The sequence below is a fragment of the Pseudomonas sp. FYR_7 genome, assembly GCF_043106155.1.
GTDB classification, from domain to species: Bacteria; Pseudomonadota; Gammaproteobacteria; order Pseudomonadales; family Pseudomonadaceae; genus Aquipseudomonas; species Aquipseudomonas parafulva_B.
Map to the genome: position 1 here is coordinate 25,612 of NZ_JBICMI010000047.1, position 19,828 is coordinate 45,439.

The 19,828-nt window shown below is 60.9% G+C and carries 16 protein-coding genes and 5 tRNA genes; 3 read left to right on the top strand and 18 right to left on the bottom strand.

What is annotated here, in order from left to right:
- Positions 1–17 precede the first annotated feature (17 nt).
- The 3 genes from ACF8R3_RS10870 to phnN form a co-directional block, all read right to left on the bottom strand.
- On the bottom strand, positions 18–1,016 hold the full coding sequence (locus tag ACF8R3_RS10870; protein WP_392515592.1) for a diguanylate cyclase: 999 nt from the start codon (positions 1,014–1,016) through the stop codon (positions 18–20).
- Between the two features lie 202 nt (positions 1,017–1,218).
- Positions 1,219–1,295: transfer RNA gene (locus tag ACF8R3_RS10875), tRNA-Arg, on the bottom strand.
- A gap of 110 nt (positions 1,296–1,405) precedes the next feature.
- Entirely contained in the window at positions 1,406–1,999 is a 594-nt protein-coding gene (gene phnN, locus ACF8R3_RS10880) for a phosphonate metabolism protein/1,5-bisphosphokinase (PRPP-forming) PhnN (RefSeq protein WP_058637620.1), read from the bottom strand.
- A gap of 343 nt (positions 2,000–2,342) precedes the next feature.
- Here phnN and ACF8R3_RS10885 point away from each other — a divergent pair, with 343 nt between their 5' ends.
- Entirely contained in the window at positions 2,343–2,669 is a 327-nt protein-coding gene (locus ACF8R3_RS10885; protein ID WP_027915923.1) for an Arc family DNA-binding protein, read from the top strand.
- A 130-nt stretch (positions 2,670–2,799) separates the two neighbouring features.
- Here ACF8R3_RS10885 and mgtE read toward each other — a convergent pair whose 3' ends face one another.
- The 8 genes from mgtE to alaS form a co-directional block, all read right to left on the bottom strand.
- Entirely contained in the window at positions 2,800–4,242 is a 1,443-nt protein-coding gene (mgtE, locus tag ACF8R3_RS10890; protein WP_058605568.1) for a magnesium transporter, read from the bottom strand.
- A 395-nt stretch (positions 4,243–4,637) separates the two neighbouring features.
- Positions 4,638–4,714, bottom strand: a tRNA-Arg gene (locus ACF8R3_RS10895).
- 69 nt (positions 4,715–4,783) lie between these two features.
- A tRNA-Arg gene (locus ACF8R3_RS10900) sits at positions 4,784–4,860 on the bottom strand.
- A gap of 70 nt (positions 4,861–4,930) precedes the next feature.
- Positions 4,931–5,007 (bottom strand) — tRNA-Arg (locus tag ACF8R3_RS10905).
- A gap of 106 nt (positions 5,008–5,113) precedes the next feature.
- Positions 5,114–5,204 (bottom strand) — tRNA-Ser (locus ACF8R3_RS10910).
- A gap of 72 nt (positions 5,205–5,276) precedes the next feature.
- On the bottom strand, positions 5,277–5,465 hold the full coding sequence (csrA, locus tag ACF8R3_RS10915) for a carbon storage regulator CsrA (protein WP_058637619.1): 189 nt from the start codon (positions 5,463–5,465) through the stop codon (positions 5,277–5,279).
- A gap of 166 nt (positions 5,466–5,631) precedes the next feature.
- Positions 5,632–6,867, bottom strand: coding sequence for an aspartate kinase (locus ACF8R3_RS10920; RefSeq protein ID WP_023533761.1), 1,236 nt, complete (start codon positions 6,865–6,867; stop codon positions 5,632–5,634).
- Positions 6,868–6,985: 118 nt separating this feature from the next.
- The gene (gene alaS / locus ACF8R3_RS10925) at positions 6,986–9,610 is read right to left on the bottom strand and encodes an alanine--tRNA ligase (RefSeq protein ID WP_392515593.1); all 2,625 of its coding nucleotides are present in this window, start codon (positions 9,608–9,610) and stop codon (positions 6,986–6,988) included.
- 342 nt (positions 9,611–9,952) lie between these two features.
- Between alaS and ACF8R3_RS10930 the strand changes: the two genes are divergently transcribed.
- Entirely contained in the window at positions 9,953–11,140 is a 1,188-nt protein-coding gene (locus ACF8R3_RS10930; protein ID WP_392515594.1) for a M91 family zinc metallopeptidase, read from the top strand.
- A gap of 130 nt (positions 11,141–11,270) precedes the next feature.
- Complete coding sequence (locus tag ACF8R3_RS10935; protein ID WP_196121836.1) at positions 11,271–12,104, top strand: hypothetical protein; 834 nt, start codon at positions 11,271–11,273, stop codon at positions 12,102–12,104.
- A gap of 3 nt (positions 12,105–12,107) precedes the next feature.
- Here the strand turns inward: ACF8R3_RS10935 and astE are convergent, their stop codons facing one another.
- The 7 genes from astE to ACF8R3_RS10970 form a co-directional block, all read right to left on the bottom strand.
- Positions 12,108–13,115: a succinylglutamate desuccinylase gene (gene astE, locus ACF8R3_RS10940; protein WP_392515595.1), complete on the bottom strand. Its 1,008-nt coding sequence runs from the start codon at positions 13,113–13,115 to the stop codon at positions 12,108–12,110.
- A gap of 11 nt (positions 13,116–13,126) precedes the next feature.
- Positions 13,127–13,417, bottom strand: coding sequence for a type IIA topoisomerase (DNA gyrase/topo II, topoisomerase IV), A subunit (locus ACF8R3_RS10945; protein WP_023533754.1), 291 nt, complete (start codon positions 13,415–13,417; stop codon positions 13,127–13,129).
- A gap of 13 nt (positions 13,418–13,430) precedes the next feature.
- A complete protein-coding gene (gene astB, locus ACF8R3_RS10950; RefSeq protein ID WP_392515596.1) occupies positions 13,431–14,780 on the bottom strand; it encodes an N-succinylarginine dihydrolase in 1,350 nt (449 codons plus the stop codon).
- A gap of 20 nt (positions 14,781–14,800) precedes the next feature.
- Positions 14,801–16,264 carry a succinylglutamate-semialdehyde dehydrogenase gene (gene astD, locus ACF8R3_RS10955; protein WP_392515597.1) on the bottom strand — a complete coding sequence of 488 codons (1,464 nt, stop codon included), beginning with the start codon at positions 16,262–16,264 and terminating at the stop codon, positions 14,801–14,803.
- The gene (gene astA, locus ACF8R3_RS10960; protein WP_023533743.1) at positions 16,265–17,293 is read right to left on the bottom strand and encodes an arginine N-succinyltransferase; all 1,029 of its coding nucleotides are present in this window, start codon (positions 17,291–17,293) and stop codon (positions 16,265–16,267) included.
- A 69-nt stretch (positions 17,294–17,362) separates the two neighbouring features.
- Complete coding sequence (aruF, locus tag ACF8R3_RS10965) at positions 17,363–18,382, bottom strand: arginine/ornithine succinyltransferase subunit alpha (RefSeq protein ID WP_023533801.1); 1,020 nt, start codon at positions 18,380–18,382, stop codon at positions 17,363–17,365.
- A 130-nt stretch (positions 18,383–18,512) separates the two neighbouring features.
- A complete protein-coding gene (locus tag ACF8R3_RS10970) occupies positions 18,513–19,733 on the bottom strand; it encodes an aspartate aminotransferase family protein (protein WP_196125999.1) in 1,221 nt (406 codons plus the stop codon).
- Between the last annotated feature and the right edge of the window lie 95 nt (positions 19,734–19,828).

The window sequence follows — 19,828 nt, forward strand, 5'->3', positions numbered from 1 at the left end:
CGGCCTGGGGTCGTTGGTCACTGGGCGACGGCGTTCTTGCCTGCGCCCTTGGCCCGGTAAAGCGCCTGGTCGGCGCGCGCCAGCAGGCTGTGGGTGTCATCGCCTTCGCGCCACTGCACTACGCCGTAGCTCAAGGTCAATCGACACTCGCCAATGGGCTCCAGCTGCGCCACTACCTGGCGCAGTTGTTCGGCGCAGGCGCAGGCTTGCTCCAGGCTCGTCTGGGGCAGGACCAGGACAAATTCATCACCTCCCCAACGGGCCAGCAAGTCACTTGTGCGCTGGCGCAATCGCAATGCCTCGGCCACACGAATCAAAGCGGCGTCGCCCTGCGCATGCCCGTATTGGTCGTTGATCGGCTTGAAATCATCCATGTCCATAGCGATGACCGACAGTGGCTGCCGAAAGCGCTTGGCCCGCTCGCACTCCTGCCTCAGCACACTCTCCAGCCGATAGCGGTTGGCGATACGCGTCAGGGAATCCCGCTCGGCAAGCTCGCGGTTCTCGTCCAGCTGGCGCTGGAGCTGCTCGTTTACCCAGGACAATTCGCGCGTGCGCTCGGCGACCAGGCATTCCAGCGATTGGTTACGCCGCTCAAGCTGCGCCAGTTGCCGCTTGCCGCTGTCGATGTTGCGATGGGCACCCAGCATGCGTGCCACCGAGCCATCGGGGTTGCGTGCGATCACGTATCCACTGTCCTCGACCCACAGGTAAGTGCCGTCGGCACAGCGGCACCGGTACTCGACCAGGTAACGCTCGTTGCGCTGGTGGACATAGGCATCGAAGTGGACCATGACACGCTGGAAATCGTCGGGGTGGATCAACCTCTCCCAGGTCAGTACCGAGTTTTCCTGGGAGTGAGGCGTATAGCCGAGCATTAGGTACCAGCCGGGGTTGCGATAGACATAACCCGTGTTGGCATCCCAATCCCAGATACCGTCGCTGATCAGGTCGAACAGCGTCTGAAGCTGCTCTTGGGTAAAACCCGTGGGCACGGGGATGACGTGCTGGTTCATGCAATCTCCTGAATAACCAGCAACTACGCCCCAAGTCCAAGGGCTGCTGAGGTGAAGAAAGACGGCGCTCGCCTTGTGAGGTGAACCGTTAACGGGACTAAGCATAGGAGTACGGACGTAGGGCTGAAATACGTCTTAAGGCGTAGATTTGTAACGGGCGATGAGCGAAGGAGAAGGGAGTGCTGGAGGCACTGGGGGGAAATGGCGTCCCAGGCAGGAATTGAACCTGCAACCTTCCCCTTAGGAGGGGGATGCTCTATCCAATTGAGCTACTGAGACACTGCAACTGGCAGCAGGCGCTGCTCAGCGGGACGGCGTGCATGTTAACCAGCGTGCGGCCGTTTGTCATGTGTTGCAGTGCCATTTGAGCGTAAACCTTTTCCGAAGCCCTAGTACGCCTGGATAACACACTCTTCTCGCAACACTGCCAGCAAGGCCTCGACTGCCGAAGACAGCGTAGTCGAGTTGTCCACCGTTCTTACGCCATCGTCGGCCGTATCGCTCAGACTGACATGCCGAGCCAGACGCTGGTCAATCTCGTTTTGGGTCTCCCGCCCACGGGCCTGCAGGCGCTGACGCAGGATATCGAGACTGACGTCCACACGGATGGCCAGCAAATCAGGGTAGCGAGTACGAGCCTGCGCCAGGTGGCCGCGCGAGCCGTTTACCAGCACCGACCTGCCCTGCTCCAGCCACTCATCTACCTGCCGGGGGATACCGTATTGCAACCCATTGGCCTGCCAATGCATGGCGAATGCGCCTTGCAGCTTCATACGTTCGAACTGCTCGACACTGACACCTACCGCTGCCTCCCCCGTGGCTTCAGGCGAGCGCGTGATGACCCGACGGGCTATTTCGACATGCGCGGCTGCCAGCTGCGGGCGGGCCGCGTCGATCAATGAATCTTTGCCCGCGCCAGAGGGTCCGATCAACAGAATCAGCCTGCCTTTTAGCGGCGAAGCGCAGCTTGCATCATGGTGCATTGCCACTATGCTCTCTGATTAAGAACCTGTGCGTTTGACGCTACTTTCGGCGCAGGTTTCAGGTTTTTTGCAGGATTAGCGGGGATACGTCTGACTTGAGGCCACCACTAAACGTGTGAAAATTTTAACCAGTGCTCATTTCAGACAATTGGTACTGGCATAAAGCCTTTATGCAGATCACTATTTGTCACAGAATTGACGCCAAGGAAACGACAGCATTGAGGCAAGATGAGCGTCCATCTGCACAACCGGTTGAACATTTTGGCGATAAGGCGGTCGTATTTCCACCCCGCGCGGCCAATTTGAGAACCGCTTCCCCTGAACCAAAATCTGGTCAATTTATATGCGCCCAATGAAACAGGCTATTTATTCGAGCCGCACTGCTGACAAGTTCGTCGTTCGCCTGCCAGACGGGATGCGTGAGCGCATCGCCGAGGTAGCACGCAACCACCACCGCAGCATGAACTCGGAGATCATTGCACGCCTGGAACAGAGCCTTATCCAGGAAGGTGCCCTGGGTGAGGAATTGAGCATGCGCCTGGACAGCCCTGAACTGTCATTGCACGAACGCGAGCTGCTGCAGCGCTTCCGCCAGCTGTCCCATCGTCAGCAGAATGCGCTGGTTGCCCTGATTGCCCATGACGTGGAAATGGCTGCTGACGCTTCCTGACGCAAACCTTTGCTGCCATTCACAAAAAAGCCAGCTGATGCTGGCTTTTTTGGTTTTGAAATGGCGGTCTCTTCGTTGCCTTTATCATCCAGACAACCGGACGTCACGCACGGCGTAACGCCCCGAGCCGTTAGAGCAAGAACACGGTGGCGAGCCCCAGGAAGATGAAAAAGCCGCCGCTGTCGGTAACTGCGGTGATCATCACGCTCGACCCCATTGCCGGGTCGCGCCCCAGGCGGGTCAGGGTCATCGGTATCAACACACCCATCAGGGCCGCAAGCAACAGGTTCAAGGTCATTGCGGCCGTCATCACCAGGCCCAGCGACCAGCTGCCATAAAGCCAGAAGGCCACCGCGCCGATGACGCCACCCCAGATCAACCCGTTGATCAAGGACACCGCCAGCTCCTTGCGCATCAGGCGCGAGGTATTGCCTGGCGATACCTGGTCAAGGGCCATGGCGCGCACGATCATGGTGATGGTCTGGTTGCCGGAGTTGCCACCGATGCCCGCCACGATCGGCATCAGCGCGGCCAGGGCAACCAGCTTTTCGATGGACCCTTCGAACAAGCCGATGACCCGGGATGCGACGAAAGCGGTAATCAGGTTTACGGCCAGCCATGCCCAACGGTTGCGCAGCGAGCGCCAGACCGACGCGAAGATGTCCTCTTCTTCGCGCAGACCCGCCATGTTCAGCACTTCGGTCTCACTCTCTTCGCGAATCAGGTCGACCATTTCGTCGATGGTCAGACGACCGATGAGCCGATCGCTCTTGTCCACGACTGGTGCCGATACCAGGTCATATCGCTCGAACGCCTGAGCCGCGTCGTAGGCGTCTTCGTCGGGATGGAAGGACACGGGATCGGTGGCCATCACGTCGGCCACTTGCTTGTCCGGGTCGTTGACCAGCAGGCGCTTGATCGGCAACACACCCTTGAGAATGCCATCGTGATCGACCACGAACAGCTTGTCGGTGTGGTTGGGCAATTCCTTGAGACGGCGCAGGTAACGCAATACCACTTCCAGGCTGACGTCTTCACGGATGGTCACCATCTCGAAGTCCATCAGCGCGCCGACTTGTTCCTCGTCATAGCTCAGCGCGGAGCGTACGCGCTCGCGTTGCTGAGCATCGAGGGTCTCCATCAGCTCATGAACCACGTCCCGTGGCAACTCAGGCGCCAGGTCGGCCAGTTCGTCGGCGTCCATTTCCTTGGCAGCGGCAAGCAGCTCGTGATCGTCCATATCGGCGATCAGGGACTGGCGCACGGCGTCTGACACTTCAAGCAGAATGTCGCCGTCACGATCCGAGCGCACCAGCTGCCAGACCGTCAAGCGGTCTTCGAGGGGCAAGGCTTCGAGGATATAGGCGATATCGGCGGGGTGCAGATCATCGAGCTTGCGTTGCAACTCGACAAGATTCTGCCGGTGGACGAGGTTTTCTACTAAGTCGTTGTGTGCACCTTCCTGGCGGTGCGTGACATCTTCAACCAGGCGCTGGCGCTGAAGCAGGTCGACGACCTGGGACAGACGATCCTGGAGGCTTTCTTGCGCTTTCTTTACTTCTACTTCCGTCATAGGCGAACTCCACTCCCAGCCGCGGAGCACGCCGGGGGAATCAATCGATTAGATCTATCTGTACGAAACGGTTTGGGGAGTAACTACTGGGTAAGTCCATGGTGGTGATCCACAAGCCCCGGCGGGGCTGACGGGCGCAATCATACACTGCTCAAGCTGACAGATCGCTTAAATTTTTGGCTATAACAATCGTTTGCGCGTCATTGCTCTGACAACGCATGAAACCATCGGTGCAATGGCATTGGGCGAGGTTGTGCGAGCACCCTGCCAAGCACCTGGCATGCAGGTACAGAGCACCAAAGCCTGCGCGTTAGGGCGTGGCTGTGTAAGCGATTGAATGCGCAAAGCTGGAAAAACAAAAAGCCCGCTCATTGAGCGGGCTTTCTGTTTGGGTATGGCGGACTCAGCAGGATTCGAACCTGCGACCGCTCGGTTCGTAGCCGAGTACTCTATCCAGCTGAGCTATGAGTCCGTTTGGTAGTTTTAGACCAGATTACCACTGGTTTTTGAAGCGGCCTTGATAACAAAACCACTTCGAAAGTGGCGGACTCAGCAGGATTCGAACCTGCGACCGCTCGGTTCGTAGCCGAGTACTCTATCCAGCTGAGCTATGAGTCCGTTTGGTAGTTTTAGACCAGATTACCACTGGTTTCTTGAAACAGCCTTGATAACAAAGCCACTTCAAAAGTGGCGGACTCAGCAGGATTCGAACCTGCGACCGCTCGGTTCGTAGCCGAGTACTCTATCCAGCTGAGCTATGAGTCCGTGTCTTGCCGCGCATTATAGACTGCTGAAACATTTTTGCAAGAACTTTTTCGTTTAAAATCAACTACTTAGCGTTCTTACAACTTGCAGCAACCTAAGCGAATAATGGCGGTGAAGGGGGGATTCGAACCCCCGATACCCTTATGAGGTATACTCCCTTAGCAGGGGAGCGCCTTCGGCCACTCGGCCACCTCACCGCAACACGAGGCGAATATTAAACAGGTTCTTCCTCGTCTGCAACCCTTTTTTTGAAAAAAACTTCAAAAGAATTAAAGGCTTGGCTCCTCGTCCTTCTCGTTCTTGATCCGCAGGTAGATTTCCTCGCGGTGAACAGCCACTTCTTTTGGCGCGCTGACGCCGATACGTACCTGGTTGCCTTTGACGCCGAGCACCGTCACGGTGATCTCGCCATCGCCAATGACCAGGCTCTCCGCACAGCGACGAGTCAGAATCAACATAGCTTTCTCCTTACGCAAAACATTCAGGGATAACAGTCTTTAAAATTTCAGCCCGGTCGTGGACGTCGACGCAGGCTGCTGTGCTTCATACGCAGGCCTGGACGGGGCCTGCGCAACGAGCAGAAACGCGAAGGGCGCGGCAAGCCGCGCCCTTCCAGGCAAGGCCTTACTCGCTCTGTCGAGCCGGGGCGTCAAGCTCGAAGGCGGTGTGCAGGGCGCGCACCGCCAGTTCCAGGTATTTCTCCTCGATCACCACCGACACCTTGATCTCGGAGGTGGAGATCATCTGGATGTTGATGCTCTCCTTGGCCAGCGCTTCGAACATGCGGCTTGCAACGCCTGCGTGCGAACGCATGCCGACGCCGACGATGGAAACCTTGGCGATCTTGGTATCACCGATCACTTCACGGGCACCGATTTCGCGCGCGGTATTCTGCAGCACGCTCTGAGCCTTCTCGTACTCGTTGTGCTGTACGGTGAAGGTGAAATCGGTGGTGTTATCGTGGGCGACGTTCTGCACGATCATGTCCACTTCGATGTTCGATGCACTGATCGGGCCGAGAATCTTGAACGCCACGCCCGGATTGTCCGGTACACCGCGGATGGTCAGCTTGGCTTCATCACGGTTGAAGGCGATACCGGAAATGATCGGCTGTTCCATGGATTCCTCTTCATCGATGGTAATGAGGGTACCCGGACCCTCCTTGAAGCTGTGCAGCACGCGCAGCGGGACGTTGTACTTGCCGGCGAATTCCACCGAGCGAATCTGCAGCACCTTGGAGCCGAGGCTGGCCATTTCCAGCATCTCTTCGAAGGTGATCTTCTCCAGGCGTCGTGCCAGCGGCACGACGCGAGGGTCGGTGGTATAGACGCCATCGACATCGGTGTAGATCTGGCATTCCTGCGCCTTGAGCGCAGCGGCCAGGGCGACACCTGTGGTGTCGGAACCACCCCGGCCGAGTGTGGTGATGTTGCCGTGCTCATCCACACCCTGGAAGCCCGCCACCACGACCACACGCCCGGCCTTGAGATCAGCGCGGATTTTCTGGTCGTCGATCTGCAGGATGCGCGCCTTGTTATGGGCACTGTCGGTAAGGATGCGTACCTGGTTGCCGGTGTACGACACGGCAGGCACACCGCGCTTGGTCAATGCCATGGCCAACAGCGCGATGGTGACTTGCTCGCCCGTGGACACGATCACATCCAGCTCGCGCGGAACCGGATGCTCGCTGATCTGCTTGGCCAGGTCGATCAGTCTGTTGGTTTCGCCGCTCATGGCAGAGAGCACGACCACCAGGTCGTCGCCTGCCTCACGGTGCTTCTTGACCTTGTCGGCTACCTGCTCGATCCGCTCGATGGAACCGACAGAGGTGCCGCCAAATTTCTGTACGATCAACGCCATTTCAATGGTGCCTCAGCCCATACAGGGCCCCAAAAAACAATCCAACCTGAAGGACAGGACGACTCACCCCAGCGGGGCCAGGAGCGCAGTTCGCGCTCAAGCCGCCCTGCCCTTCATCTCAAAGTCCCTGCTCTGCGAACGGCACGGCCAGCGCCAGGGCCTGGTCCAGGGCCGCGACGTCGACGCCGCCACCCTGTGCCATGTCCGGACGCCCGCCGCCCTTGCCACCCACTGCCGCAGCGGCTTGTTTCATCAGATCGCCAGCCTTGAGTTGGCTGGAGAGGTCTTTGGTCACGCCGGCCACCAGCACGACCTTGCCCTCATGCTCACTGCCCAGCAGGATCACTGCTTGACCGAGCTTGTTCTTAAGCTGATCGACCAGGGCGAGCAAGGCCTTGCCATCCTGCCCGTCTACACGGGCGGCAAGCACCTTGGCACCCTTGACTGCCACAGCCGCGTTGGAGAGATCATCCCCGGCGGCGCTGGCGGCCTTGGCCTGCAGCTGCTCGAGCTGCTTCTCCAGCTGGCGGTTGCGCTCAAGCACAGCCGACAGCTTGTCGATCAGGTTGTCGCGGTTACCCTTCACCAGTTGCGCCGCTTCCTTGACCTGCTCCTCGGCAGCGTTCAGGTAAGCCAGCGCAGCGGCACCGGTCACGGCCTCGATACGACGCACGCCCGACGCCACGCCGCCTTCGCTGATGATCTTGAAGACACTGATGTCGCCTGTGCGCTTGGCATGAATGCCACCGCACAGTTCTACCGAAAAGTCGCCGCCCATGGTCAGCACGCGCACCGTATCGCCGTACTTCTCGCCGAACAGGGCCATGGCACCCTTGGCTTTAGCCGTCTCGATGTCGGTCAGCTCGGTCTGCACAGGCGTGTTGCGGCGTACTTCGCGGTTGACGATGTCTTCCAGCGCCTTGATCTGCTCAGGCTTCACCGCTTCGAAGTGGCTGAAGTCAAAGCGCAGACGCTGGCTGTCCACCAGCGAGCCTTTCTGCTGCACATGCTCGCCCAGCACCTGGCGCAAGGCTTCATGCAACAGGTGGGTAGCCGAGTGGTTCAGGGCGGTGGCGTGCTGCACATCCGCGTCGACCTTGGTTTGCACTGGAGAGCCTACGACCAGCGCACCGGTGGCGACCACGCCGTGATGCAAGAAGGCGCCACCGGTCTTGGTGGTGTCGCGCACGTCGAAGCGCGCCGAGCCTGCCTGGATGTAACCGGAGTCGCCCACCTGGCCACCGGACTCGGCGTAGAAAGGCGTGCGATCCAGCACGATCACGCCTTCCTGGCCCTCGCCCAGTTGGTCAACCGACTGGCCATCGTGATACAGCGCAATGATCCTGGCCGAGGCCTCGGTGGCCTCGTAGCCCAGGAACTCGGTCGCACTGTCGACCTTGACCAGGCTGTTGTAGTCCATGCCAAACGCGCTGGCAGAGCGTGCACGCTCGCGCTGGGCCTCCATTTCGCGTTCGAAACCGGCCTCGTCGATGGTGAGCTCGCGCTCACGGGCGATATCGGCAGTCAGGTCCATCGGGAAGCCGTAGGTGTCGTAAAGCTTGAACACCACATCGCCCGGCACCACGTCGCCCTGCAACTGGGCCAGGTCCTGCTCGAGAATGCGCAGGCCCTGCTCAAGGGTCTTGGCGAACTGTTCTTCTTCGGCTTTAAGCACACGCTCGATATGCGCCTGCTGGCTGCCCAGCTCCGGGAACGCTTCACCCATTTCGGCAACCAGCGCGGCGACGATCTGGTAGAAGAAGCTGCCCTTGGCGCCCAGCTTGTTGCCGTGACGGCAAGCACGACGAATGATGCGGCGCAGCACATAGCCACGGCCTTCGTTCGAAGGCAGCACGCCGTCGGCAATCAGGAAACCGCAGGAACGGATGTGGTCGGCTACCACTTTCAGTGAGGCCTGCCCCTCGTTGCTGCAACCGATGGCCGTGGCCGCCGCTGACAGCAGGTTCTGGAACAGGTCGATCTCGTAGTTCGAATGCACGTGCTGAAGCACGGCGCTGATGCGCTCCAGACCCATGCCAGTATCGACCGACGGCGCCGGCAATGGGTGCAGCACGCCGTCGGCTGTACGGTTGAACTGCATGAACACGTTGTTCCAGATCTCGATGTAACGGTCGCCGTCTTCTTCGGGCGAGCCGGGCGGGCCGCCCCAGATATCTGCACCGTGGTCATAGAAGATTTCGGTGCACGGCCCGCATGGACCGGTGTCGCCCATGGTCCAGAAGTTGTCCGACGCATAGGGCGCGCCCTTGTTATCACCGATGCGCACCATGCGCTCGGCGGGCACCCCTACTTCCTTAGTCCAGATATCGTAGGCTTCGTCGTCGGTGGCATAGACCGTGACCCAGAGCTTGTCCTTGGGCAGGTTCAGCCACTTCTCCGACGTGAGGAAAGTCCAGGCGAAGGTGATGGCGTCGCGCTTGAAATAATCACCGAAGCTGAAGTTGCCCAGCATTTCGAAGAAGGTATGGTGACGTGCGGTGTAACCGACGTTTTCCAGGTCGTTGTGCTTGCCACCGGCGCGCACGCACTTCTGGCTGCTGACAGCACGGGTATAGGCGCGCTTCTCCGCTCCGAGGAAACAGTCCTTGAACTGGTTCATGCCGGCATTGGTGAACAACAGGGTCGGGTCGTTATTCGGAATCAGCGAACTGGACGCGACTCGGGTATGCCCCTGTTCTTCGAAGAAGCGAAGGAAGGCTTCACGGATTTCTGCGCTTTTCATAGGATCTTCCACGGAAACGGCGGCCCATCAGGGCAAAGCGTCGACGAAACGACGGCAAAGGGCCGCATTATATCGGGCCTGCAGGCTTGGTGCAGTGAGTTTGTGCTATTGAAATGGCCGAATCGGCTATTGGCAGCGTCAAACGCATCAATCATTTATCACGCCTGATGCTAAATCCCTGGCTTCCTGGCTGGCAACTCCTGAAACCGCTGTCTGCCAACGGTAGACCCGACATGCGCCCTGAACACCGAGGGTCATCAAGCAAACGCGGTAGCCGGTTACCGCTGAGCCGCCCTGGCCGGGGCTTAAGGTGCTTTCCTCGAAACCAGAAGGATATCGCCAATGCCTCAAGCCAATCTTGTCGTATATACCCCCGCCGGCCTGGTGGAGCAGCATGTGCTGCCCTATCAGGACCAGGCGTTCATCATCGCGCGCGAAGATCAAATCGTGCGGGTGCAGGCGCTGCGACCCCGTGTCACGCTGTCTGTCGAAGCGCATGCCAGCGGCGTGATGCTGCGCAGCAGCGGCTTGCGCTACGAACTGGCGCTGATGGGCGACGACATCCTTCACGTTCGCACAGGCTCAGGGGATGACCGTGTACACGTGGCCATCGCGGTCGCCAACCAGGTGGTGCTGGAAACCGGTGAAGGCGACGACATCATTAAAGTGGAAGGTGTGGCCACTGCTGACAGCACCGCCGTCGGGCGAGTGATGATCGATGCAGGCCCAGGCAACGACCTGATCGAAACCACGCGCCTGCAGCAAGTCGAGATCGATGCCGGTGCCGGCAACGACACCGTGCACAGCGGCGCAACCCATGCCTTCATTTACGCAGGCGAAGGCGAGGATATCGTCAAGGTTGTCGAAGGCAGGGCCGTGATCGAGGCACTCGACGGCCATAACCGCCTCACTACCGGCATGCTTGACGACCGCTTGTACGGTGACGCTCGCGCTATCACACCAGAAGGCGGCTTCACAGCGCCTGTGCTTTATGACCTTGCCCAGACAACTCTGCCCGCCGACTACCTCAAGACGTTTCTGGTGCAGGGCGAGGCGCACTACATCGAGAAGGTGAACCGTCAACTCAACCTGCTCCGGGCCAGCCCCACCGCCTCGGTATTGCTCCATGACCTGGTGACCAACGGTGCGCGGGTGATCATCTCGAGCATAGAGGCACTGGACAACGCCGATGCTGACTATGACCCTGGCCAGGGTGACCCAACGATTCGCAACGGCAAGCGCGGTGCACGCGCACTCAATTGCCGCATCGGTTACAACCCGCTGGCTCAGCGCCCTGACACGCCTTCAGTGGTCATGCTCTATCACGAACTCTGCCATGTCTGGAATTTCGTCACCGGCAGCGTCACGGACGAGCCGGAACGGCAGGCCGTTGGTTTGGAGGCGGGGCTACAAGGCTTCGACTACGACGACGATCCGGTCACCCCGCCAGACACCAGCAACCCCTTCCCCTTCAATGAGAATGCACTGCGCTTGGAGCTTGGCCTGCCAGCCCGGCAGACCTATCCGTAGGCAAGATTGGACACAGACTCCGGTGGATCACCGGCCCATTCAATACAGCTTCGGCTGAGCCTAAATAACTACCGCACCCAGCAAAGCCGGCAGGCTTAGCCTGAATGCTCTTGAACAGGAGATCATGCCCATGACTGCAGTAACCCAAACCTTCAATATCGACGGCGGCGACAAAAGCGAGCGTTTGAGCTTCGGGGAAATGGACGAAGCGTTAGCCTACGATGCTACAGACGGCGAAGAACGTCTCGGGTCTCGTGTCTATTTTGGTTACGAGCTGTACAAACTCTATTCGGCTAACAAGTTCAACATCCAACGAAGGCTGATCGAGGCTTTCGACGACGATGTGAAGGTTGGCACTCTCGATGAAATCCAGGTCTGGCTCAATACTGCGAACGTTAGCCTGAGCCAGGAGTGCGGCCTGGATCTGGAAGTGGACGGGGTGTCGCTGAGACTGAACAGGTCCACACCCGATCAGCGTGTGCACTTGCTGTTCAGCGGCGAGGACATTCCAGCAGGGTTGACCGATAACGCCGATGGCACACTGCGCGTGGATGCCAATGCTAGCGATAATGCGCGTTTCGAAACCACTGCCATCGACCACCTCTTCATCTACGGCACTCCGCAGTTCCAGAACCGGGTGTATGAGCAGCTCGCATTGCTGTCGGGCTACCCTGATTTGAAAAAGGCATTGGACGCTGCCCGTCAAGGCTACGCCAACGTACCCGACATCGTGCTCATGCAATGCCATGCAGGCCCGGCGCAACAGGGACCAGGCTTCGACCTGAGCCGCGTCATCCCAGCCAAATACGCCGATTTGCTACCCGGTGAATACACCGCTGTACTGTACGACCCTTACCAAGCCAAGGGCTTGGACGGCCTGACTGCACTTGCCAGGATGCTGCAGGACGCATACGAAGCCTTGGCTCCGGGCGTACTGCTACCGGCTCCGGGTACCGACATCTAAGGTTCAGGCCAGATTTTCACCGTCATCAGGCACCACGATGATCCCCGCCCTAAGGCCATTACGCACCTTGGGGTTGGGGAAGATGATCCGTGCGCCCTCTTCTTCGATTACCCAGCGCACGCCAGCCAGGTCATCGGCCAGCAGGTAGCCTTTGTCCAGCGGAGAGAAATTCTTGATGTCGGCTGGCAGGTGCAAGCGGAAACCGTCGCTGTGCTTGATGACCTCACGCGCCACGCGAAACAACTGCAACCCCTCCAACGACCCGCCGTCATCGGGTTCGGTGGCCTGAAGGATGTGCACTAGCCGTGCTTCGAGCTTGTCCAGATTCACCGCGTCGTTCTGGCCAAAAGGGCGGGCCTTGCCCAGCTCAAGGGTAAAGGACTCAGCATCGAGCTGCTCGTAGGTAAAGGCACTGAACGTGATCGAAGGCTTGCACTGCAAGAGCACCGCCTCCATGCCCGCCGCAGCCAGGCGGGCCAGTTCACGCCGGGAATGTGTGCGCCCTTGCTTGAAGGGATACAGCGCGAACTGCTCGATCCTGGAGCCTCGAATGGCCGTGTGCAGGTCGTAGTGCAAGCGACTACGCCCAGGCTTGCTGAAAAAGACCCGCGCGAATTGTTCGAGCTCGGCAGCGCGCAACGCCTCCGACCCGCTTGATTGCTCGTGGCGACCATTGAACAGGCGGTTGATGTCCTGTTCGACGAACCGCTCACCATTGACGATGGCCGCCGGGTTGCCGAACAGCAACAGCACCCGCGCCCGAGGCACGATGTCTCCACGTGCAACACCATGCAGCAGACGTTCGAGCAACTCGATCGGGGCGGTCTCGTTGCCGTGAATACCTGCAGACAGCAACAGGTCCAGGCCGCAGTCGTCAGCGGCGCTGGGGCTCACTTCCAGAGCTCCCTGCCCCAGCCAGCGAAGTCGCACGCCCCTGGGCGTCACTTGGGTCTTCTCGGCCGGTTCATGGCCGGTGAGGGTCAGCTCAAGCAATTTGCCAAGGGCGAGCATGGCGGGCGTCCTCAGTGATGGTGGCCGCAGTCCGGACCGTGAACGTGGTCGTCGTCTTCGCCGACGTCGGCCGGCTCCATTTCCAGTTGCAGGCTGACCAGGTTGGTCGCAAGGGGGCGCAGCAGCAGGTTGGCATATTCGGCGTCGCCCTCCTCCACATCCACCCCGATCAGCAGTTGGCCGCGGCCGTCCTGCTGGATCCATACTTCCTTGCCTTGCCACATCACGGCAAAGCGCGTGCACGAAGTTTCCAGCTGAGTGCCGTCTTCATCTTCCAGGATCAGGCGCAGGGCGTCGGTCATTGCAATTCTCTCTTCAAGGTTGGCGTTGGAACGGGTATACCGAGCCCAACTTGAGTATCTGGGTCAATTCGTCCAGTGCCGTACGGCACTCCTGCAGCAACAGAGGATCGGCCAGGTCAGCGTCGACCAGACGGTCACGGTAGTGCCGATCGACCCACTGCAGCAGTGTCTCGTACAACGGGGCGCTCATGATAACGCCTTGGTTCACCGCCGCCAGTTCCGTTTCGTTCAGGGCCACACGCAGGCGCAGGCAAGCCGGCCCGCCACCGTTTTGCATGCTCTGCTTGAGGTCGAACACCTGCACCTCCCGCACCGCTGTGCCCAGGCTGGTAAGCTGCTGCAGATACGTCCAGACCCGCTCGTTGTTGCGGCACTCCTCCGGCACCACCAGCAGCATCGACCCATCGTCGCGGCTGAGCAGCTGGCTGTTGAACAGGTAGGAGCGCACGGCATCCTCTACCGAAACGGTGGCACGCGGCACGCAAATGGCCTGCAACTCACCGCCCTTGGCCGCCAGCTTGGCACGAAGCTCAGTGAGTACGGCCTCGGTGTCGAGCAACGCATCCTCATGGTAGAACAGCACCTCCCCATTGCCGACCGCGATCACATCGTTGTGAAACACACCCTGGTCGATCACCGCGGGATTTTGCTGAGCATAGACCACCGCGTCGGCGCTGAGCCCGTGCAGGCGGGCCACGGCCTGGGACGCTTCGAGGGTTTGCCGGGCCGGGTATTTCTGAGGTGCCGGGTAGCGGCTGTCGAAGGCACTGCGGCCATAGACGAAGAATTCGACCCCAGCCTGCCCATAATCGCGGCAGAACCGCGTATGGTTCGCGGCGCCCTCATCGCCGAATTGGGCGACGCTCGGTAAGGCGGGATGGTGACTGAAATGGGCCTCGTCCCCGAACATGGCTGCCAGCACGCGACTGGTAGTGGGGTGCTCGATACTGCGGTGGTATTTGCAGTTGAGGTTGGCAGCAGTGAAGTGCACCCGCCCATCGGCCGTATCGGCGCTGGGGCTGACCGTCGCGGCGTTGGCCACCCACATGCTCGACGCCGAGCAACTGGCAACCAGCAGCGGCATGGCCTCCCGTGCGGCGCGCTGGATCACCTGGGCATCGGTGCCGGCGAAGCCAAGCTGGCGCAGCGCGGCCACATCGGGGCGCTCCTGGGGCGCCAGTACCCCCTGCTTGAAGCCGAGGTCGGCCAACGCCTTCATCTTCGCCAGCCCCTGGCGCGCCGCTTCGCGCGGGTTGGACCCTTGGTGGCTGTTGCTCTGAGAGGCCACGTTGCCGTAGGACAAGCCACCGTAGTTGTGGGTAGGCCCTACCAGGCCGTCAAAATTCACTTCGTATGCTTTCATCGGCAAGGCTCCGACCATCGTTATAGTATGACGCCCGGCGCCAGGGTGGCCGGCAAGGTCAGGCTGGTGGCCTCCAGCGACGCGACGGGGTAGGCGCAGTAGTCGGCTGCGTAGTAGGCGCTTGCCCGGTGATTGCCACTGGCGCCCACCCCACCGAACGGCGCGCTGCTGGCTGCACCGGTGAGCTGGCGGTTCCAGTTGACGATGCCTGCGCGGCTGTGTAGCCAGAAATGCTCATAGCGGGCCTGGGAATCGCTGAGCAACCCGGCAGCCAGGCCATAACGGGTGTTGTTGGCTTCGGCGATGGCCGCCTCGAAATCGGGGTAGCGCAGCACCTGCAGCAGCGGCCCGAAAAACTCCTCATCCTTGCGCAGCGTCACGCCCGTGACATCGACGATACCCGGGGTCAGCAAGGCGGCATCATGCTGCGGCTGCGTCATCTCCAGCAGGCTGACGCCGCCCTTTGCAATCAGCTCAGCCTGGGCGGTCAGCAGCGCCTGCGCCGCCTGCAGAGAAATCACCGACCCCATGAACGGGGCCGGTTGTTGATCGAAAGCACCTACGGCCAGGGTACAGCTCACCTGGACCAGCCGTTCCAGCAACTGATCGCCCCATGGGCCCTGCGGCACCAGCAGACGGCGTGCGCAGGTGCAGCGCTGGCCCGCCGAAATGAAGGCCGACTGAACGATGGTATAGACCGCAGCGTCAAGGTCCTGGACTTCGTCCACTACCAGCGCGTTGTTCCCGCCCATCTCCAAGGCCAGAATCTTGTCGGGGCGGCCGGCGAACTGCTGGTGCAGAAGGTGGCCGGTACTACTGGAGCCAGTGAAGAACAACCCATCGATACCGGGGTCGGCGGCCAAGGCCACGCCCGTTTCACGGCCACCTTGCACCAGGTTCAACACCCCGGCGGGCAGGCCCGCGGCAATCCAGCAATTGACGGTCAGCTCGGCCACCTTGGGCGTCAGCTCACTGGGTTTGAACACCACGCAGTTTCCAGCCAGCAGCGCCGGGACGATATGCCCGTTCGGCAAATGACCGGGAAAGTTGTAAGGCCCGAATACCGCCACCACGCCGTGGGGCTTGTGGCGCAGCACCGCAGTGGCGTCAGCCAGAGGGCCGCTCTTCTCGCCGGTGCGCTCACGGTAGCTCTGCACCGAGATTGCCACCTTGTTGATCATGCTGGTGACTTCGGTAGCCGATTCCCACAAGGGCTTGCCGGTTTCCTCGCCAATGCAATAGGCCAGCGCGTCGGCATGCTGTTTTAGCTGCGCCGCAAACTGTTCCAGCACCTCGATGCGCGCCTGCAGGCTCATGTGCGCCCAGGCAGGAAAAGCCTGGCGCGCAGCCTGTACGGCAGCCCGTACCTGGCCTGCATCAGCCCCCTGCCCTTGCCAGACGGTCGCCTGACTCACCGGGTTGAGCGATGTCAAGTGCTCGCCGCGCCCTGCTACCCAGTTATCGCCGATGTAATGCGTGGTCATTTACTGGCCCTCCCGGGCGGCCGACAGGGGCACGGCCCGCACGTTGTCGCCTGCACCCATGCGCAGGCGCTTGGCCGTCAGCGGGTCGACCACCAGCGTACCCGCCGCCAGCCGAGCCGGGGCGGCCGTGATGCGGCAGTCGTCGCGCTTACGGTTGTGGATGATGAATGGCGTGGCATCCTCACCAGGCGTACCGATGGCCAGTACCAATGTCTGGCTGTCGCGTACCGCGCGGATGCGGGCCGTGTCGCATTCGATGGCAGGCCCTGCGTCGAAGATGTCCACGTACCCCTGGTAAGTGAAGCCTTCCTGCTTGAGCATGGCCAATGCCGGCTCGGTGTCGGCATGCACCCGGCCGATCACGCTGCGCGCCGCTTCGGACAGGAAGCAGGTGTAAAGCGGGAACCTGGGCATCAGCTCGGCGATGAACGACTTGTTGCCCACCCCCGTCAAGTAGTCGGCCTGGCTGAATTCCATCTTGAAGAAATGGCGGCCCAGGCTCTCCCAGAACGGCGAGCGCCCTTGGGCATCGGACATGCCACGCATCTCCGCCATGATCTTCTGGCCGAACAGCTCGGGAAACTCGGCGATGAACAGCATGCGCGCCCGGGACAGCAGCCGACCATTGAGCCCTGAGCGGTAGTCATGGCGCAGGAACAGCGAGCACAGCTCGGAATTGCCGGTCAGGTCGTTGGCCAGGAACAGCGTGGGGATCTCGCGGTAGATCTTCAATTCCTGGGACGCACTGACGGTAAGCCCGACGCGGTAGTTGTACCAGGGCTCGCGCAGGCCTACGGCACCAGCGATGGCACTGATGCCCACGACCAGCCCTTCGTCGTTTTCCAGCACGAAGAGGTAGTCGGTATCACCGCGCTCGGCTTCACCGCGAAAGCTCTTTTCCGCCCACCCGACGCGATGCTCCAGGCGTTCCTCGTTGGCAGGCAGCGTGGTCAGCCCCGTGGTGCCGGTGCTGCGTGCCAATTCGATCAACGCAGGCAGGTCGCTACTGCGTACAGGACGAACGATCATGCTATCTCCTTGTGCGGCGGCATCAACCGGCGCGAAACTCTGCTAATCCTGCAAGATGGCGGGCGGCGCTCAGGCCGCGACCAGCCGCACACTGGCACCCTCGCCCACCCCCAGGGCGTCGGCCACCTCCTGGCTCAGGCTGACGGGCTTGCCAGGTACCCAGTCCAGTTCCACCAGCACGGCACGGTAATCTTGCAGCTGGCCGTTGCAGACCAGGTACGGCCGTGTGCCGCGGGCCGCAACCGGCTCGATCTTCACGGGCGCCACGCGGCTTTGCGCAATCGAACGAATACCCGAGGTACGGGCATGCAGGGTGGGACCGCCATCGAAGATGTCGATGTAGTGCTCGGTTTCGAAGCCTTCGCGCATGAGGATGTCGAAGGTGATCTGTGCCCGCGGATGCACCTGGCCCATGGCTTCCTGCGCAGCGTCAGGCAGCAAGGGCACATAGATGGGGTAATGAGGCATCAGCTCGGCCAGGAACGTGCGGCTCTTGAGGCCGCACAGGCGCTCGGCATCGGCATAGCTCAAGTCGAAGAAGTTGCGCCCGATGGCGTCCCAGAAGGGCGACTCGCCCTGCTCGTCGCTAAAGCCGACGATTTCCGTCACAACCGACTCGGCAAAACGCTCGGGGTGCGATGCCATGAACAACAGGCGACCCCGTGAGTTGAGCTCGGCCCACCCACTGCCCACAAGCTCGGGCAGCACGTAGAAACTGGTCAGCAAGCTGTTGCCGGTCAGGTCGTGACACAGCGACAGGACGTGAATCTTGTTGTGGATCTTCAGTTCCCGCGAGGCGTGGACGAACGTTTCGTTGCGAAAACTGTAGAAAGGCTCGGAATACCCTGCCGAGGCGACTATGGCCGAGCAGCCAGCCAGCTTGCCGGTCTCGCTGTCTTCAAGCACGAAGAAGTAGCGCTCCTCGCCATTGAAGCTGACCTCGGCGGCGAAGGAGGTCTCGGAGGCGGCGATCTTGTCGCCCAGCCGAGCGCTGTCGTCCGGCAACGAGGTGACACCAATGGGGCTGTCCGCAGCCATTCGCTGCACTTCGTTCAGATCAGCCATTTGCGCCGGGCGCATCACCAGCATGGTGTCACTCCTTGGAAAACGCGCTGCCAATGGCGGCGCGTAAAAAAAGGCAGGCGTCAGGCGCCTGCGTTGGAATCCGGGCTCACCGGCCGGTGTTGCAACCGGCGCGGCGCCGACCCTGCGAGCCGGCTCAGCCTTGGGTCAAGGTGACCACGGCACGTTCGAAGCGCTGCAGGCCTTCGTCGATGTCGGCATCCTCGACCACCAGGCTAGGTGCAAAACGCACCACGTCAGGCCCTGCCTGCAACACCATGACGCCTTCCTTCTCAGCGGCGTTGAGCACGTCCTTGGCCTTGCCCTGCCAGGCCTCGGAAAGCACACAACCGATCAGCAGGCCCACGCCGCGCACATGACTGAACAGCCCATTGTCGCGGCCGATCTGCTCCAGACGAGACTTGAAACGCTCATGCTTGGCCTTGATGCCTGCCAGGGTCTGCGGGGTGTTGATCACGTCCAGCACGGCGCAGGCCACCGCGCAGCCCAGCGGGTTGCCGCCATAGGTCGTACCGTGGGTGCCGACAGCCAGGTGCTTGGCCAAGTCATTGGTGGTGAGCATGGCGCCGATGGGGAAGCCGCCGCCCAGGCTCTTGGCGCTGGTCAGGATGTCGGGCGTCACGCCATAGTGCTGGTAGGCATACAGCGACCCGGTACGACCGACACCGGTCTGCACCTCGTCGAATATCAGCAGGGCATTGTGCTGGTCGCACAAGGCGCGCGCGCCTTCCAGGTAGGCCTTGTCAGCCGGCACCACACCACTTTCGCCCTGGATCGGCTCGATCACCACAGCGCAGGTCTTGTCGGAAATGCGCGCCTTCAACGCTTCCAGGTCGTTGTAGGGCACGTGGCTGATACCCGTGATTTTCGGCCCGAAACCATCGGAATACTTTGGCTGGCCGCCCACGCTCACGGTAAACAACGTGCGGCCGTGGAAGCTGTTGAGCGTTGCGATGATCTCGTGCTTTTCAGGGCCGAAGCGGTCGTGGGCTACACGGCGGGCCAACTTGAACGCCGCCTCGTTGGACTCGGCGCCAGAGTTGCAGAAGAACGCTCGGTCGGCAAACGTGGCCTCAACCAGCTTGTGAGCCAGGCGCAGGGCCGGCTCGTTGGTGAAGACGTTGGATACATGCCACAGGGTATTGGCCTGATCGGTCAGAGCCTTGACCAAGGCCGGATGGCAGTGGCCCAGGGCATTGACAGCGATGCCACCGGCAAAGTCGATCAATTCACGGCCAGTCTGGTCCCAGACACGGGAGCCCTCGCCTCGCACAGGAATGAAGGCCGCCGGGGAGTAATTGGGGACCATGACCTGATCGAAATCGGCACGTAGCACCGGGGCTTGCTCAACGGACATCTGAGTCTCCTGAAGAGGATCGCTGACCTGGAAGTGGCGAGCGATGGGGGGATTGTAAGGAACGATCAGCGCGTGGCCTTGCGGCCAAGCGACAA